At 67.5% G+C, this 14,802-nt stretch carries 13 protein-coding genes; 3 read left to right on the forward strand and 10 right to left on the reverse strand.

Translation table 11 applies throughout. The features are described 5' to 3' along the window. Positions 1-59: 59 nt before the first annotated feature. Positions 60-1,490, reverse strand: a complete 1,431-nt coding sequence (locus tag ABZ004_RS11085; protein WP_355679643.1) for an aldehyde dehydrogenase family protein — start codon at positions 1,488-1,490, stop codon at positions 60-62. 167 nt (positions 1,491-1,657) lie between these two features. Between ABZ004_RS11085 and ABZ004_RS11090 the strand changes: the two genes are divergently transcribed. Then, positions 1,658-2,365, forward strand: a complete 708-nt coding sequence (locus ABZ004_RS11090) for a hypothetical protein (protein ID WP_355679644.1) — start codon at positions 1,658-1,660, stop codon at positions 2,363-2,365. Positions 2,366-2,514: 149 nt separating this feature from the next. Here the strand turns inward: ABZ004_RS11090 and ABZ004_RS11095 are convergent, their stop codons facing one another. The 4 genes from ABZ004_RS11095 to cobT all read right to left on the reverse strand — a co-directional run bounded on the left by ABZ004_RS11095 (position 2,515) and on the right by cobT (position 6,309). Beyond that, a complete protein-coding gene (locus tag ABZ004_RS11095; RefSeq protein WP_355679645.1) occupies positions 2,515-3,048 on the reverse strand; it encodes a GNAT family N-acetyltransferase in 534 nt (177 codons plus the stop codon). 74 nt (positions 3,049-3,122) lie between these two features. Continuing rightward, positions 3,123-3,947 carry an RNA methyltransferase gene (locus ABZ004_RS11100; protein ID WP_355679646.1) on the reverse strand — a complete coding sequence of 275 codons (825 nt, stop codon included), beginning with the start codon at positions 3,945-3,947 and terminating at the stop codon, positions 3,123-3,125. Further along, on the reverse strand, positions 3,944-5,164 hold the full coding sequence (cobA, locus tag ABZ004_RS11105; RefSeq protein ID WP_355679647.1) for a uroporphyrinogen-III C-methyltransferase: 1,221 nt from the start codon (positions 5,162-5,164) through the stop codon (positions 3,944-3,946). The genes ABZ004_RS11100 and cobA overlap by 4 nt, the downstream gene beginning before the upstream one ends. Further along, the gene (gene cobT, locus ABZ004_RS11110) at positions 5,161-6,309 is read right to left on the reverse strand and encodes a nicotinate-nucleotide--dimethylbenzimidazole phosphoribosyltransferase (RefSeq protein ID WP_355679648.1); all 1,149 of its coding nucleotides are present in this window, start codon (positions 6,307-6,309) and stop codon (positions 5,161-5,163) included. Before cobT ends, cobA begins: the two co-directional genes overlap by 4 nt. Positions 6,310-6,605: 296 nt before the next feature. Here cobT and ABZ004_RS11115 point away from each other — a divergent pair, with 296 nt between their 5' ends. Further along, on the forward strand, positions 6,606-7,136 hold the full coding sequence (locus tag ABZ004_RS11115) for a YbhB/YbcL family Raf kinase inhibitor-like protein (protein WP_355679649.1): 531 nt from the start codon (positions 6,606-6,608) through the stop codon (positions 7,134-7,136). Positions 7,137-7,306: 170 nt separating this feature from the next. Here ABZ004_RS11115 and ABZ004_RS11120 read toward each other — a convergent pair whose 3' ends face one another. From ABZ004_RS11120 to ABZ004_RS11130, 3 genes are read right to left on the reverse strand one after another with little or no spacing between them, the layout of a single operon-like run. Beyond that, entirely contained in the window at positions 7,307-8,191 is an 885-nt protein-coding gene (locus ABZ004_RS11120; RefSeq protein WP_355679650.1) for a carbohydrate ABC transporter permease, read from the reverse strand. Continuing rightward, positions 8,191-9,141: a sugar ABC transporter permease gene (locus ABZ004_RS11125; RefSeq protein WP_355679651.1), complete on the reverse strand. Its 951-nt coding sequence runs from the start codon at positions 9,139-9,141 to the stop codon at positions 8,191-8,193. Before ABZ004_RS11125 ends, ABZ004_RS11120 begins: the two co-directional genes overlap by 1 nt. Next, positions 9,138-10,418: a sugar ABC transporter substrate-binding protein gene (locus tag ABZ004_RS11130; RefSeq protein WP_355679652.1), complete on the reverse strand. Its 1,281-nt coding sequence runs from the start codon at positions 10,416-10,418 to the stop codon at positions 9,138-9,140. Before ABZ004_RS11130 ends, ABZ004_RS11125 begins: the two co-directional genes overlap by 4 nt. 369 nt (positions 10,419-10,787) lie before the next feature. Here ABZ004_RS11130 and ABZ004_RS11135 point away from each other — a divergent pair, with 369 nt between their 5' ends. Then, positions 10,788-11,390, forward strand: a complete 603-nt coding sequence (locus ABZ004_RS11135; protein ID WP_355679653.1) for a TetR/AcrR family transcriptional regulator — start codon at positions 10,788-10,790, stop codon at positions 11,388-11,390. Here the strand turns inward: ABZ004_RS11135 and ABZ004_RS11140 are convergent. Together ABZ004_RS11140 and ABZ004_RS11145 are read right to left on the reverse strand one after the other, a co-directional pair. Further along, complete coding sequence (locus ABZ004_RS11140; protein WP_355679654.1) at positions 11,387-13,531, reverse strand: 3-hydroxyacyl-CoA dehydrogenase NAD-binding domain-containing protein; 2,145 nt, start codon at positions 13,529-13,531, stop codon at positions 11,387-11,389. The genes ABZ004_RS11135 and ABZ004_RS11140 overlap by 4 nt on opposite strands. Further along, positions 13,528-14,748 carry an acetyl-CoA C-acetyltransferase gene (locus ABZ004_RS11145; protein WP_355679773.1) on the reverse strand — a complete coding sequence of 407 codons (1,221 nt, stop codon included), beginning with the start codon at positions 14,746-14,748 and terminating at the stop codon, positions 13,528-13,530. The genes ABZ004_RS11140 and ABZ004_RS11145 overlap by 4 nt, the downstream gene beginning before the upstream one ends. Between the last annotated feature and the right edge of the window lie 54 nt (positions 14,749-14,802).

The following is a 14,802-nucleotide window of genomic DNA, read 5'->3' on the forward strand; positions in this document are numbered from 1 at the left end:
AACTCCTCGCCTACACCCCGTACCGAAGTTTTTGTTTTTGTCTTTTGCTCTTGTTCTTGTCATTGGGTCGCCCACGTCGGGTAGGTGGTGGGGGTGGTCTGGATGCCGATCCATTGGCGATGCGTGTAGCCCGCCAGTTGGCCTTCGCCCCCGTGCCTTGCGTAGCCGTCGTTCACATGGACCTCGCTGCTCTTCACCTTCTGGGCGAAGGCGAGGCCACGCATCGGGTCGCCGGTGAAGACCGAATTCATCAACGTGCGATGCCTGTTGACGAGATCGAGCGCCTCGGCCTCGCTGTCGACCACGGTGATCGGCATCACCGGGCCGAAGATCTCCTCGGTGAACACCGGCATCTGCGGGGTGACGCCGGTCAGCACAGCGGGCTGGTAGAACAACCCGTCGTACGAGCCGCCCGTCGCGAGCTTGGCGCCGGCCGCGATCGACGGTTTGACCAGACCCTCGTCGAATCGCTTGAGCTGGGTCTCGCTGATGATCGGGCCGAGGTCGACATCGTCCCGGAGCGGGTCGCCGACCCGGAGTTTGGAGACGCGCTCGACGACGGCCGCGGTGAACTCGTCGGCCACCTGACGCATCACGATGTGCCGGCCGGAGGTGATGCAGGTCTGGCCCTGGTACCAGAGGGAGGACCAGAGCGCGCAGCTGACGGCCTGGTCGAGATCCGCGTCATCCAGCACGACGAAAGCGTTGTCGCCGCCGAGCTCGGTCGCGGCGGCGCGGAAGTTCTTGCCCGCGAACGACGCGATCTGCTGGCCGACCTCGAACGAGCCGGTGAAGTGGATGAGATCCAGATCGGGATGCTCAGAGAGCGTTCTCCCCGTTTCCGGGCCGTCTCCGGGAACGACGTTGAACACACCCGCCGGTACGCCGGCCGCCTTCGCCGCTTCGGCGAGGACCTGACCGCCTGCGATCGGGGTCAGCTCAGCCGGCTTGAGCACCACCGCGTTGCCGTAGGCGAGCCCAGGCGCGAGGGCTCGCATGGCGAGGCTCATCGGGTAGTTCCACGGGACGATCAGGCCGATCACACCGAGCGGGACCGTTCGGGAGAGCGAGATCTTGCCGCTCTTGTACGGCGGCAAGATCGCGCCGGCGTTCTCGGTCAGCTGGGTCGCGGAGTTCAGCAGCTGGTTGATCGACTGGCCGAGCTCTTCCTCGGCCTTCTCGGTGGTGCCGCCGGTCTCCCGGATGATCAGGGTGATCAGCTCGTCGCGCCGGTTCTCCAGCTCCCGCGCGAACGCCCGCAGGATGTCGCTCTTGGTGTTCGCGTCCACGTCGGCCCATTCGGCCTGCGCTCGTCGTGCTGACCGCACGGCTCGATCGACCTGCTCGGCCGAAGCGCTCCCGTACCGCGCGAACGGTTTGCCGGTCGCCTTGTCCAGCACCGGCGACCAATCCGACGCCGGCGGCTCGCACCAGCCGTCGATCCACACCTGTGCCTCGTAGTCCCGCAACCCACTCGCCGGAACCGCCATCGGCAGACCTCCCACTCAATCAACCCGGAATGCGCTTTCCCGAAGGATTACGCATTCCCACTTCCTGGTCAAGACCTCAACCAAGGTGCCGTTCAACTACGGAGGAGGACGACGGCATCAACCTGTCACCAGACTGTGTGCGCTGGTGATGCCGACAGAATCGGTGGGTGATCCCAGCACCCATCGCGATGGACATTGCCGCACTCGTCGTTGTAGTCGGCGTGCTCTTCGGCCGGCGACGGCATCGGCAGCGGCTCGAGTTGCAGCAGGCAGAGCGAGTCGCTGCCGACTGGACGCTCCGGGAGAATCTGCCCCGGTTGGTGGCCGATGGTCTCGCCACCGGTCTGCGGGACCGGGAGGCCAACACTCCTCTGCACCTGGCGTACTACTACGAGAGTCAGGCGAGCATCGAGCGACTGCAGGAGTACGGTGCCGACGAGAACCTGACCAACAACCTCGGTCTGGTACCGGCCGAGATGGCCGACCTGCGGCAAGCCGAGGAATTGATCTTGAAGGGCGCAAGGTTGCTGAGTGCGTGGGGCGGCTGGCTCGAGGTCCGAGCGGGACGGCGGGTCTACGATGCGCTGCTGGAGATTCCCCTTCGGATCTTCGAGCCGGCGCTGGTTCGGGTACTGCTGGCACATCGTGGTCTTCGCCAACTGGTCTTCTTGGCGGTGAAGCTGGGCCGGCCGTCCATCGGACGGATGATCCAGATCCTCACGGCGTACGGCGATCGCACGGTGGCGACCCACTACCTGAACTCGGGCTCCCACGAGCTCGCTGAGGCAGCTCGCCTCTGGGCCGGCCGCAACGGTTACCAGATCTACTACCAGAACCGCATCGGCGCGACCCACGTCCGTTGGGGCCAGTTCTGAGCAACTACCGGGATTCCACCATGGCATCAGTCCGGGTGGCTGAAGACGCCAGGTCCAGGCATCGCTCGGGATGGCGATCAGCGCCACCGCAACGGGGGCGGCCGGGTACAACGCCTGAGCCGGATCAGGAGCCTGGGTGCGCCAAGACGTCAGGTGCGACGGGCTGACCAGGCGGCGGCGGTGATGGAGTAGATGGTGGCGTCGAAGGGGGTGCCTTCGTCTACCAGGACTGTTTGGTGGTCGAGGGTCATGCCCAGGCGTTTCATGACGGCGATGCTGTTGAGGTTGGGTGTGTCGGTGATAGAGATGACTCGGGATTCGGCGCGGTCCTCGAAGGCGTGGGCCAGCCAGGACGCGGCCGCCTCGGTGGCGTAGCCGTGGCCCCAGTATTCGCGGCCCAGGCGCCAGCCGATCTCGAGGTCGTCGGGGTACCAGGTGGTGTGGCGCATCAGGCCGCAGGCGCCGAGCAGGGCTCCGTCGGACCGGCGTTCGATCGCCAGGAAACCGATGCCCTCAGCAACATAACGCTCGTTCACGCCAACGGTGATCTCGTCCGACTGCTCGCGGGTCAGCGGCACTCCCCCGAGGTACTTCATCACCTCGGGATCGGCGTTGATCGCGGCGAAGGCCGGCCGGTCCTCTTCACGATAAGGCCGCAGCAGCAGGCGTTCCGTCGTACGCATCAGTACCTCCCCCGGCGCCTCCGGTCGAGGCGATCACCCTTCCGAGAGTCCCACACGGCGGACGGTTCCGCCGCCTATTTCTGTCCGGCGGGGCGGGTGGCGTAGAAGGCCACCGCGGCGGAGGAGGCGACGTTGAGGGAGTCGACGCCGCCGGCCATCGGGATCCGGACCGTCACGTCTGCCCGTTCGAGCACATGGTGCTTCAGGCCGTGGCCCTCGGTGCCGAAGATCAGCGCGAGGCGGTCGTGGTGCTTGGCCGCGAGCTCGTCGAGGCTGATCGAATCGTCGGACAGCGCGAACGCCGCCGCCACGAAGCCGCGATCCTGCAGCACCTGGAGGTCGCCCGGCCAGGAGGTGAGCCGCGTCCACGGCACCTGGAACACGGTCCCCATCGACACCTTCACCGAGCGTCGGTACAGCGGATCCGCGCAGGTCGGCGTCACCAGTACTGCGTCAACGCCCATCGCCGCCGCCGCGCGGAATCCAGCACCCACGTTCGTGTGATCGACGATGTCGTCCAGGATCGCAACCCGCGCCTGGGTCGGCATCGCATCCAGCAGCGACTCCAGCGAGGCAGGCGGACGACGCCGGTACGACGCGAGCGCGCCGCGGTGCACGTGGAATCCGGTGACCTGCTCGGCCAGCTCCTCCGACACGACGTACACGGGAGTTGCCGGCCACTTCTCCAGTACGTCGGCCAGCGACTCCAACCACCGCGGCGCCAACAGGAACGACCGCGGCTCGTACCCGGCATCCGCAGCCCGCCGGATCACCTTGTCCCCCTCGGCGATGAACAGCCCGTGCTCCTCCTCGAGCAACCGCCGAAGATTCACCTCCCGCAACTGCACATAATCCCCCAGCCGCGAGTCCCCCGCATCCTCCACCGGCACCAACGTCATGGGCGGACCAGTTTGGCTACTTCTACTACGTTGCCTATGACAACGATCGCGGGGGCGCCGATGCCTTCGGTGGACATGGCGGCAGCGATGTTGGCCAGGTCTGAGGTGACCATGCGCTGGCCGGGGAGGGTGCCGTCGGCGATGGCGGCGGCCGGGGTGGCACCTGCTCGGCCGTGCTGGATCAGTGTTTCTGCGATCTTCGGGAGGTTCTCGACCGCCATCAGGAGGACGAGAGTGCCCTGGAGCTGGGCGAGTGCGGGCCAGTTGATCAGCGAGTCCGGGTGGCCGGGCGGGATGTGGCCGGAGACGACGGTGAACTCGTGCGTTACTCCCCGGTGGGTGACCGGGATGCCGGACACTGCGGGCACCGAGATCGAGCTGGTGATGCCCGGGACGACGGTCCAGGGGACGCCGGCCTCGGCGCAGGCGATCGCTTCCTCGAAACCGCGGCCGAAGACGTAGGAGTCGCCGCCCTTGAGCCGTACGACGACCTTGCCCTGCTGGGCGCGATCGACCAGGATCCGGTTGATCTCCTCCTGCTGCGCCGAACGCCCGCGGGGAAGCTTCGCCGCGTCGATCAGTTCGACATCCGGGTGCAGCTCTTCCAGCAACGGCTGTGGGGCCAGACGGTCCGCGACCACCACGTCCGCCTCAGCGAGCAGGCGGCGGCCACGCACGGTGATCAGATCCGGATCGCCGGGGCCACCGCCGACCAGATACACCCCGGGCTTCTTGTCCAACGAGTCGCGAGCACCGAGCGCACCAGTTCGCAATTCTTCGAGAATCGCGTCCCGGACGGCAGCCGATCGCCGGTGATCCCCACCACCCAGTACGCCGATCGTCACGTGATCGTGCTGCCCCGACGCGGGGGTCCACGCCGTCGCGCGAGAGCGGTCGTCGGAGCGCACGCAGAAGATCCGGCGCTCCTCAGCCTCGGCCGAGACCTGATCGTTGACCGCGGCGTCATCGGTCGCCACCACGACGTACCAGGCGCCGTCCAAGTCGCCCGGCATATATCCCCGCTCGACCCACCGCAGATCCGGGTTGGTCAGCAGCCCTTCGATGGTCGGCGTGATCGCCGGCGAGATCACATCGATCTGCGCCCCCGTCTCCAACAACCGAGGCAACCGCCGCTGAGCAACTCCTCCACCCCCCACCACAACAACCCGCCGCCCCGTCAACACCAGACCGGACAAATAAGGCGCCCGCTCACTCACGCGTCATCACCAGCGGAAGTCGCGCTAGCGCTGGCGGCACCTGCCGAGCCCTGAGCGGAGTCCGCGGACGCAGCTCCCCCGTCAGCCGCGGCGCTTGCGTCCTCACCTGCTGCGATGCCGGCGGATTCGAAGGTGGCCATTTCGGTGAGGGCTCGGATCGCGCAGGTGAGGATGGGGTAGGCGAGGACGGCGCCGGTGCCTTCGCCTAGGCGGAGGTCCAGGTCGACGAGGGGTTGGAGGCCCAAGGATTTCAGGGCGATGGCGTGGCCTGGCTCGGCGGAGCGGTGGCCGGCTACGCAGTAGTCCATGGCGGCGGGGCGGAGAGCCTGGGCTGCCAGGGCTGCGGCGCCGGCGATGACGCCGTCGAGGATGACGGGGACCTTGTGGGTGGCGCCGCCGAGGATGTAGCCGGCCAGAGCAGCGTGTTCCAGGCCGCCGTACGCCGCCAGCGCGCCCAGGGCGTCCGACGCCGGTACGTCGTGCAGCGCGAGCGCCGCCGCCACGATCTCGGTCTTGTGAGCGAGCGTCGCGTCGTCAATGCCGGTACCGCGACCGGTGACCTCCGCAGCTGTAGCACCGGTGAAGGTGGCGATCAGAGCCGCGGATGCCGTGGTGTTTGCGATCCCCATGTCGCCGGTGAGCAGGCACTTGTAGCCGTCGCCGACCAGCTTGCCGGCCAACTCGAAGCCGATCGTCACAGCCGCCTGGACCTCGTCCGGCGTCAGAGCCTTGCCGACCGACAGATCGCGGGTCCCGGCGCGCACCTTCGCGTGCACGATGTCCAGCGCCTCGACATCGGAGGCGACACCCACATCAACCACCCGGACATCGACCCGGTTGTTGGCCGCGAACGCGTTCACCGCCGCGCCCCCACTGGCGAAGTTCGCCAGCATCGCCGCGGTCACCTCCTGCGGCCACGGGGACACGCCCTGTGTATGCACACCGTGATCGGCGGCGAACACCGTGACGACCGCAGGCGCGGGCACCACCGGCGGACAGACCCCGGTCATCCCGGCGATCCGGATCGAGAGCTCCTCCAGTACGCCGAGGGAGCCGGCCGGCTTGGTCAGGCTGAGCTGACGCTCGGTCGCCGCTCGCATCGCCGTCTCGTCGGCCGGTTCGATCCCGGTCAGGTACTCCTCCACCGCAGGTCCTCCTCGTCAAGTCCCGTGCCGCGCAGGCTCACAGCTCCCGAACGCAACGCTCACGCGACAACCCGTCACCGCCGGTCCTCGGCAGCGCCGGGGTCGACTTCCGTCGTACGGCCGCCTGGACGCGACCAGGACGATCTTCGCATCCCCACCGCCCCCGTTCGGCCAGCTCCCCCGATCTGTGGACAACGAGGTCGCCATCCCCACCGACGCGCCCCCGCCAGGTCCGCTCAGCGGTGGACAGTAATGTCGGAATCACCACATCGAACCCCAGCTCCGGAGGATCACGGATGTCGCTCGATCGGCCAGTCAAGCCGGACCCCTACACACTGCTCCCCGAGGTCGCGTCATTCACCGTCACCAGCAGCGACGTCGCCGACGGCGAACCGCTCGGCGACGACTTCGCGTTTGCCGGTGGCAACAAGTCGCCGCAGCTCAGCTGGTCCGGCTTCCCGGACGGAACCAAGGGCTTCGTCGTCACCTGCTTCGACCCGGACGCGCCGACACCGTCCGGTTTCTGGCACTGGGTGCTGGTGAACCTGCCGGCCTCCGTCACCGAGCTGCCGACCGGCGCCGGGGCACCCGAGCGGCTCGAGAACGGCGCCTTCCACGTCCGCAACGACTACAGCATGAAGTCGTACGGCGGTGCCGCGCCGCCGGCCGGCGACCAGGTGCACCGCTACTACTTCGTGGTGCACGCGATCGACATCGAGGCGCTGGACGTCGACGCCGACGTGAGCCCGGCCGTGGTCAGCTTCAACCTCGCCTTCCACACCCTGGCCCGCGCCATCATCACCCCTACGTACCAGGTCGCCGAGTAGACCGAACGCGGCGGGGGCCCGCTCAGAGGGACCCCCGCCGCGGCTCTCTCGGTCCTTGATCCCCGACTGGGTCACGCCCCCGCCCCGCCCCGAGCGAAGCGAGGGTTTTTCAGTCCTTTGATCCCCGACCGGGTCACGCCCCCCGCCCGCCCCGAGCGAAGCGAGGGTTTTCAGTCTTTGATCCCCGACTGGGTCACGCCCTGGATCAGATAACGCTGGAGGAAAGCGAAGATCAGGACGAGCGGCAGGATCGAGACCGCGACCGCCATGAAAAGCTCGTGGATGTTGATCGTCTGAGCCGTCACGAAGGTGGACATCGCGACCTGGATCGTCCACGACGACGAGTCCTGCCCGATCACCAGCGGCCAGAGGAACGAGTTCCAGTTGCCGATGAACGTGATCGCCGCCAGCGCCGCGAAGAACGGCAGCGAGTTCGGTACGACGATCCGCCAGAACGTCCCGAAATACCCGGCCCCGTCCACCCGGGCCGCTTCCTCGAGCTCCTTGGGGAAGTTCAGGAAGTACTGCCGGAACAGGAACGCCGCGAACCCGCTGAACAACGTCGGGATGATCAGCCCGCGCAGTGTCGACACCCAGCCCAGCGACGAGACCACGATGAAGCTCGGGATGAACGTCACCGCACCAGGAATCATCAGCGTCACGACGATCGCGTAGAACACCTTGTCCGCATGCCGGTAAGGGATCCTGGCCAGTCCGTACCCCGCCATCGAGGCCAGCAGCAACTGCCCACCGGTACCGAGGATGCCGACCACCGCCGAGTTGTACATCGCCCTTGCCATCGGCACGGTCGAATCGTTGAACAGCTCCGAGAAGTTCCCCCACTGCAGATGCGAAGGGAACAACGTCCACGACGGCGCGGTGATGTCGGCCTCGGTCGACAACGCGTTGCGCAGGATCAGGTAGAACGGCAGCAGGAACAGGATCACCGCGATCAGCAAGGCGATCCAGCGCAGCACCAGGGCGACCATCCCGAGCGTGCTCCGGGAGTAGCCGATCGGCTGCGGTGTGCCCGTCGTGCGTTCGATGGCGGCCATCAGTCGCCCGCCTTTCCGAAGCCGAAGATCTTGTTCTGCAGCAGGGTGACCAGCATGATGATCACGGCCAGGATCAGCGCGCCGGCCGAACCGTGGCCGAGATCCTGGATCCGGCCGAGCGAGATGCCGTACAGGTAGACCAGCGGCGGCCGGGCGAAGTTCACGTTGCCGATCAGGTTGTAGAACTCGTCGAACGCCTGGTACGCCGCGATCAGGTTCAGGATCAGCACCGCGACCGAGGTGGCGCGTAGCTGGGGCAGCGTGATGTAGCGGAAGGTCTGCCAGCCAGGCTTCGCGCCATCGACGTACGCCGCCTCGTAGAGGGTCGGCGAGATGCGTTGCAGGCCGGCGATGAACAGGATCATGTAGAAGCCGAGCTGCAGCCAGAGCCGGACCGTGACGATCGGGATCCAGTACCACGGTGGGTCGATGGTGGACAGCCAGGCGATCCCGTCGTGGCCGAACCAGCCGAGCACGGTGTTGGCCAGGCCGAACCGGACGCCGTTGAAGATCGACAGCTTCCAGATCAGCGACGCCACGACGTACGAGCAGGCCGTCGGCAGGAAGAACACCGAGCGGAAGAACGCCCGCGCGATCTTCACCTGGTTCACCAGCAACGCCAGCGCGAGCGACAGCACGAAGGTCAGCGGCACGATGAAGATCGCGAACACCGTGAAGGTCGCCAGGCTGGACAGGAAGTCGTGGTCGGTGAGCAGGTCGACGTAGTTGCTCAGGCCGACGAACTTCGACGGGGTGACCGTGTTCTGCGCCTCGAAGAAGCTGAGAACCAGGCTCCAGATGATCGGCAGGTAGGAGAAGATCAGCAGGCCGATCACGAACGGCCCGACGAACAGCCAGAACCACAGCGTGGTGCCGGCGATCCCCTTCCGGCGGGCGCCCTTCCGCGCCGGCTCCCTGGTGGCAGGAGCCGGCGCGGTGCGCGTGCTCATCCGAACAGCCGCTGCAGCTCGGCGTTCACGGTCTTCTCGGCCTTGCCGATCTCACCGGCCGGGTCGGACCCCTTCCGGATGATGTTGGTCAGCATGTCGCCGAAGGCCGTGCCCATCTTCGGGGTCCACGCCGGGTTGTCGGTGTGGCCGTACTGCTGGGTCAGCTTGACGGTCTCGGCCGCGGCGCCCGCCTGCAGTTTGGCGGCCTTGGCGGCGAGGCTCTTGCGCGGCGGGATGTGGAAGCCGTAGTTGAGGCACCAGTCCTCCTGGTACTCCGACTGGTCGATCCACAGCCACTTGACGAACTTCTTCGCGGCGTCGACGTTCGGGCTCTTCGCGGAGACGAACTGGGTCCAGCCGCCGGAGTACACGGCCGGCGTGCCCTGCGCGTCGAGCTTCGGGAACGCGATCACACCGAGGTCGTCGCCGAGGGCCTTCTGCATCGCCGGCAGCGCCCACATCCCGATCCACTGCATCGCCACCAGGCCCTGCACGATCGCGCTCGGGTCGGTCCAGTCGGTCGGCGCGCCGAGCAGGACGCTCTTGCTGGCGTACAGCTCGTGCAGCTTGCCGAAGGCCTGAGCCGCCCGCTCACCGGTGAAGCCGGGCTTGTTGTCGTCGGTCAGATAGGCACCGCCGGACGACCAGAGCGCGGGCCCGCCGAGTGCGAGACCGCCGTCGTTGCCGACGAAGATGCCCTTCACCTTGTTCGTGGTCAGCGCCTTCGCGGCGCTGATCAGGTCGTCGACGGTCTCCGGCGGCTTGATCCCGGCCTTCTCCAGCAGGCTCTTGCGGTAGTAGATGACCTGGGGATCCACGATCATCCGGATCCCGTAGACCTTGCCGTCGACGGTGTTGGTGGCCAGGTCACCCGGCGTGAAGTCGTCCTTGACGTCCGCGATGATGTCGTCGAGCGCCACCACCTGGTTGCTCTTCACCATCGCGATGTTGAGCTGGCTCTCGAACACGTCCGGACCGCTGCTGGACAGCAGGCCCGAGGCGAGCTTGCTGCCGTAGTCGCCCGGTGTCCATTGCACCGAGACGTTCGCCTCCGTGTACGCCTTCGCGTACTTCGTCGCGGCCTGCTGGGTGCCGGCCTCGCCGTACTGGTGGTACCACTGCGACAGGTTGACCTTGCCCCCGCCGCCCCCGGAGTTCGATGGTCGGCCGGTATTGCTCCCGCAGGCAGCGGTGAGAGCGGCGAGGGCGGCCAGGCCACCCGTGCGCTTGAGCAGGTCGCGCCGGGACATTCCGGCGGACGGCATGTGAGCAGGCATGGATTACACCTCCGAAAGCGGCGCCGCGGCCCTGCGGCGCTAGCGGTTCCGGAGAGTTACTTAACTGCGTTAAGCATCTCCGGTTTCGGACACGTTACAACTAACTCAAACATCGCAACAGAGCCGATCAGGTGACAGTTCGAGCACGACCTGGCGGAGATCGTCCAGTGACAGCGACGTAACAGCTAGGTGAATCGTTGGAGAAGCGGCTTCACACTGACCCAAAATCCCGCGGTCCGCAAGATCGAGCAACCAAGGTGTTACAACAAATCCGCCATGGACGCACATCAAGCGCCACATTCGAACACCTTTGATCATCGCGCATCGGTTTATGGGATGGCGATCCCACTCCCGGGCTAGAGTGGACGAATGCCAGAGCTGACGGCCAAAGGACGAGCGACCCGGGCCCGGATACTGGCCGTAGCCGCCGAGCTGATCCTGGCGAAGGGCGTGGCCGGTACCCAGATCGAGGACGTGCGGAAGGCGGCCGGTGTCAGCGGGTCACAGATGACCCACTACTTCCGCGACAAGCGGACGCTGATCAAAGACGTCATCGCCTGGCAGGCGGACAAGATGCTGGAGCTCCCCGAGCTCGACTCCTTCGCTGCCCTGCAGCAGTGGACGGCGACGGTCGTCGAGCGGCAGACCGCCCGCGGCTTCCAAGGCGGTTGCGACTTCGGCTCCTTGGCGGGACAGCTGGTCGAGTCCGACGACGAGACCCGGCGTGATCTGGCGCGGGGGTTCGAGCGGTGGCTCGAGGCGTTCCGGCGCGGGCTGGATGCGATGCGGGCGCGGGGCGACCTGCGCGAGGACGCCGATCCCGACGCCCTCGCCCAGTCCCTGCTCGCGGCACTCCAGGGCGGCCTGTTGCTCAGCCAGACCCTGCGCCGCGCCGATCCGCTCCGGAACTCCCTCGACGCGGCGCTCACCTACCTCGGCAGCTTCGCCGATCCCGGTCGCCGGGAGTTCTAGGAGAACTTCTCCCCCGCCTCGGCCTTCTGCACCAGCAAGGCCGGCGGGTTGAAACGCTCCCCGTACGCCGATGCGAGTGCCCGCGCGCGCTCGGCGAATCCGGGCAGCCCACCGGCGTACGCGTTGATGTACTGCAAGGCGCCACCGTGCAGCGGCGGGAAGCCGATGCCGAAGATCGAGCCGATGTTCGCGTCGGCCGTCGAGCGGAGCACACCCTCCTCGACGCACTTCACCGTCTCCAGCGACATCGCGAACGCCATCCGCTCCTGCAGATCGATCAACGGCGGGTCGACCTCGTCCTTGACGAAGTGCTCCCACAGCCCCGGCCACAGGCGCTTCGGCCCATCCGCCGGATAGTCGTAGAAGCCGGCGCCGGCCGCCTTGCCCTTCCGGTCGAACTCGGTCACCAGCCGCTCGGCGACTGCCATCCCCGGGTGATCGTCGAAGGCGCCCGCACTGCCGCCGGCCGCCCGCGCGGCGTCCCGGATCTTCATCGGCAGCGTCAGCGTCACCTCGTCGATCATCGCCAGCGGCGGCGCCGGGAAGCCCATCTGGGTCGCCGCCCGCTCGATCGTCACCGGGTTCACGCCCTCGGCGACCATCGCGGCACCCTCCATCACCAGCGTGCCGAAGACCCGCGAGGTGAAGAAGCCCCGGCTGTCGTTCACCACGATCGGCGTCTTCTTGATCTGCCGGACCACGTCGTAGGCCTTGGCCAGCGCACGCTCCGAGGTCTTCTCCCCCACGATCAGCTCGACCAGCGGCATCCGGTCCACCGGCGAGAAGAAATGCATCCCGACGAAGTCGTCCGGCCGGTCGATCCCGTCGGCGAGCGAGGTGATCGGCAGCGTCGAGGTGTTCGAGCAGAGCAGCGCGTCGGGCTCGACCACGCCGGCGATCTCGGCGAACACCTTCTGCTTGAGCTCCTCGCTCTCGAACACCGCCTCGATCACCAGGTCACATCCGGCCAGGTCGTTCGGGTCGGCGGTCGGCGTGATCAGGCTGAGGAACTCCTCGACCTTCGCCGGCGTCGTCCGGCCCTTCTGAAGCTGCTTGGCCAGCAGCTTCTCGGAGTACGCCTTGCCCTTCTCCGCGGCCTCGAGCGAGACGTCCTTCAGCACGACCTCGATCCCCACCTTCGCGCAGACATAGGCGATCCCGGCGCCCATCATCCCGGCCCCCAGTACGCCGACCTTCCGGGCCCGGTACTGCGGAACGCCGGCCGGCCTCGACGCCCCGGCATTGATCGCCTGGAGCTCGAAGAAGAAGGCGTTGATCATGTTCTTCGCGATCTGGCCGGTCGCCAGCGAGACGAAGTACCGGGACTCGATCCGCGAGGCGGTGGCGAAGTCGACCTGGCTGCCCTCGACGGCGGCGCTCATGATCGCGCGCGGTGCCGGGTACGGGGCGCCCTTGAGTTGTCTGCGCAGGTTGGCCGGGAACGCGGGGAGGAACGCGGCCAGCTTCGGCGAGGCCGGCGTACCGCCCGGGATCTTGTAGCCGTCACGATCCCAGGGCTGCTTGGCCTCGCCTTCGAACTCGTCGATCCACTGGTACGCCCTGGTGAGCAGGTCGTCAGGAGCGACGACCTCGTCGACGATGCCGACCGACCGGGCGTGCGCGGGCTTCATCCGCTGACCCTGCAGGAGCACCTTCATCAGGGCGTCCTGCAGACCGAGCATCCGGACCGTGCGGGTGACGCCGCCACCGCCGGGGAGCAGGCCGAGCGTCACCTCGGGCACGCCGATCTCGATCCGGTTGTCGTCGGCAACGATCCGGTGATGACAGGCGAGCGCGATCTCCAGCCCGCCACCGAGGGCGGCACCGTTGATCGCGGCAACGACCGGTACGCCGAGGGTCTCCAGCACCCGGAGCTGCCGCTTGACCTCCTCGATCGTGGCGAAGACCTCGGCCGCGTGCTCAGGCTGGATCTGGGACAGCATCTCCAGGTTGCCGCCGGCGAAGAAGGTCTTCTTGGCGCTGGTGATCACCACACCCTTGAGGGAGTCCTTCTCCGCCTGCAGGCGCTCCACGGTCTTGCCCATCGCCGCGACGTACGCGTCGTTCATCGTGTTCGCCGAGGCGTCCGGGTCGTCCATCGTCAGCGTGACGACACCGTCGTTGTTGGTCCAGTCGATCATGCCGCAAGCCTCTCGATGATGGTCGCGACACCCATGCCGCCGCCGACGCACAGGGTGGCCAGCCCGTACCGGAGCTCACGGCGCTCCAGCTCGTCCAGCAGGGTGCCGATCAACATGGCGCCGGTGGCGCCGAGCGGGTGGCCGAGCGCGATCGCGCCGCCGTTCACGTTCACCTTCTCGTGCGGGACGCCCAGGTCGGCCATGAAGTGCATGACCGCCGCGGCGAACGCCTCGTTCATCTCGAACAGGTCGATGTCGCTCACCTCGAGCCCGGCCTTGGCCAGCGCCTTGCGGGCGGCCGGGGCCGGCCCGGTGAGCATGATGGTCGGATCCGCGCCGCTGACGGCTGCCGCGACCACCCGGCCGCGCGGTGCCTGGCCGAGTGCCTCGCCGGCCTTCTCGTTGCCGATGGCAACCAGCGCGGCACCGTCGACGATGCCGGACGAGTTGCCCGCGTGGTGCACGTGGTCGATCCGCTCGACCTTCACGTACTTCTCCAGTGCGACCGAGTCGAAGCCGCCGTGCTCGCCGATCGCCGCGAACGAGGCCGGCAACCCGGCCAGCGTCTCGACGGTGGTGCCCGGCCGGACCAGCTGGTCGTTGTCGAGGATCGGCAGGCCGTTGCGGTCGACGACCGGGACGACCGAGCGGGCGAAGTACCCGTTGGCCCAGGCCTTCGCGGCGCGCGCGTGCGACTCCGCGGCGTACGCGTCGACGTCCGTCCGGGAGAAGCCGTCGATCGTGGCGATCAGGTCGGCGCTGATGCCTTGCGGGATGAAGTTGGTGTTGAGCGCGGTTTCCGGGTCCATCGCCCAGGCGCCGCCGTCGGAGCCCATCGGGACGCGCGACATGGATTCGACGCCGCCGGCCAGGATGAAGTCCTCCCAGCCGGAGCGGATCCGCTGCGCGGCCTGGTTCACCGCTTCGAGGCCCGAGGCGCAGAACCGGCTGAGCTGGACGCCACCGGTGGTCTCGGGGTAGCCGGCCGCCAGCACCGCCGTACGGGCGATATCCATGCCTTGGTCGCCGATCGGGGTGACCACGCCGAGCACAACGTCGTCGATCACGGCCGGGTCCAGCTCGGGGTGCCGGGTGCGCAGCTCGGTCAGCAGGCCGGTGATGAGCTGGATCGGCTTGACCTCGTGCAGGGCACCGGTGGCCTTGCCCCGGCCTCGTGGTGTCCGGAACGCGTCGTACAGGAAGGCTTCACTGGTCATGCTGATCCCGTCGTCATGCCGTGCTGGATCGGTCAGGTCGATTGTGACAGTGAT

This window comes from Kribbella sp. NPDC006257, from assembly GCF_040613535.1.
Classification (GTDB): domain Bacteria; phylum Actinomycetota; class Actinomycetes; order Propionibacteriales; family Kribbellaceae; genus Kribbella.

Bases quoted from the DNA above. Each gene is read 5' to 3' on its own strand.
- ABZ004_RS11085 (WP_355679643.1), bottom strand. From the start codon at position 1,490: ATGGCGGTTCCGGCGAGTGGGTTGCGGGACTACGAGGCACAGGTGTGG.
- ABZ004_RS11095 (WP_355679645.1), bottom strand. From the start codon at position 3,048: ATGCGTACGACGGAACGCCTGCTGCTGCGGCCTTATCGTGAAGAGGAC.
- ABZ004_RS11100 (WP_355679646.1), bottom strand. From the start codon at position 3,947: ATGACGTTGGTGCCGGTGGAGGATGCGGGGGACTCGCGGCTGGGGGAT.
- ABZ004_RS11115 (WP_355679649.1), top strand. From the start codon at position 6,606: ATGTCGCTCGATCGGCCAGTCAAGCCGGACCCCTACACACTGCTCCCC.
- ABZ004_RS11120 (WP_355679650.1), bottom strand. From the start codon at position 8,191: ATGGCCGCCATCGAACGCACGACGGGCACACCGCAGCCGATCGGCTAC.
- ABZ004_RS11125 (WP_355679651.1), bottom strand. From the start codon at position 9,141: ATGAGCACGCGCACCGCGCCGGCTCCTGCCACCAGGGAGCCGGCGCGG.
- ABZ004_RS11130 (WP_355679652.1), bottom strand. From the start codon at position 10,418: ATGCCTGCTCACATGCCGTCCGCCGGAATGTCCCGGCGCGACCTGCTC.
- ABZ004_RS11135 (WP_355679653.1), top strand. From the start codon at position 10,788: ATGCCAGAGCTGACGGCCAAAGGACGAGCGACCCGGGCCCGGATACTG.
- ABZ004_RS11140 (WP_355679654.1), bottom strand. From the start codon at position 13,531: ATGATCGACTGGACCAACAACGACGGTGTCGTCACGCTGACGATGGAC.
- ABZ004_RS11145 (WP_355679773.1), bottom strand. From the start codon at position 14,748: ATGACCAGTGAAGCCTTCCTGTACGACGCGTTCCGGACACCACGAGGC.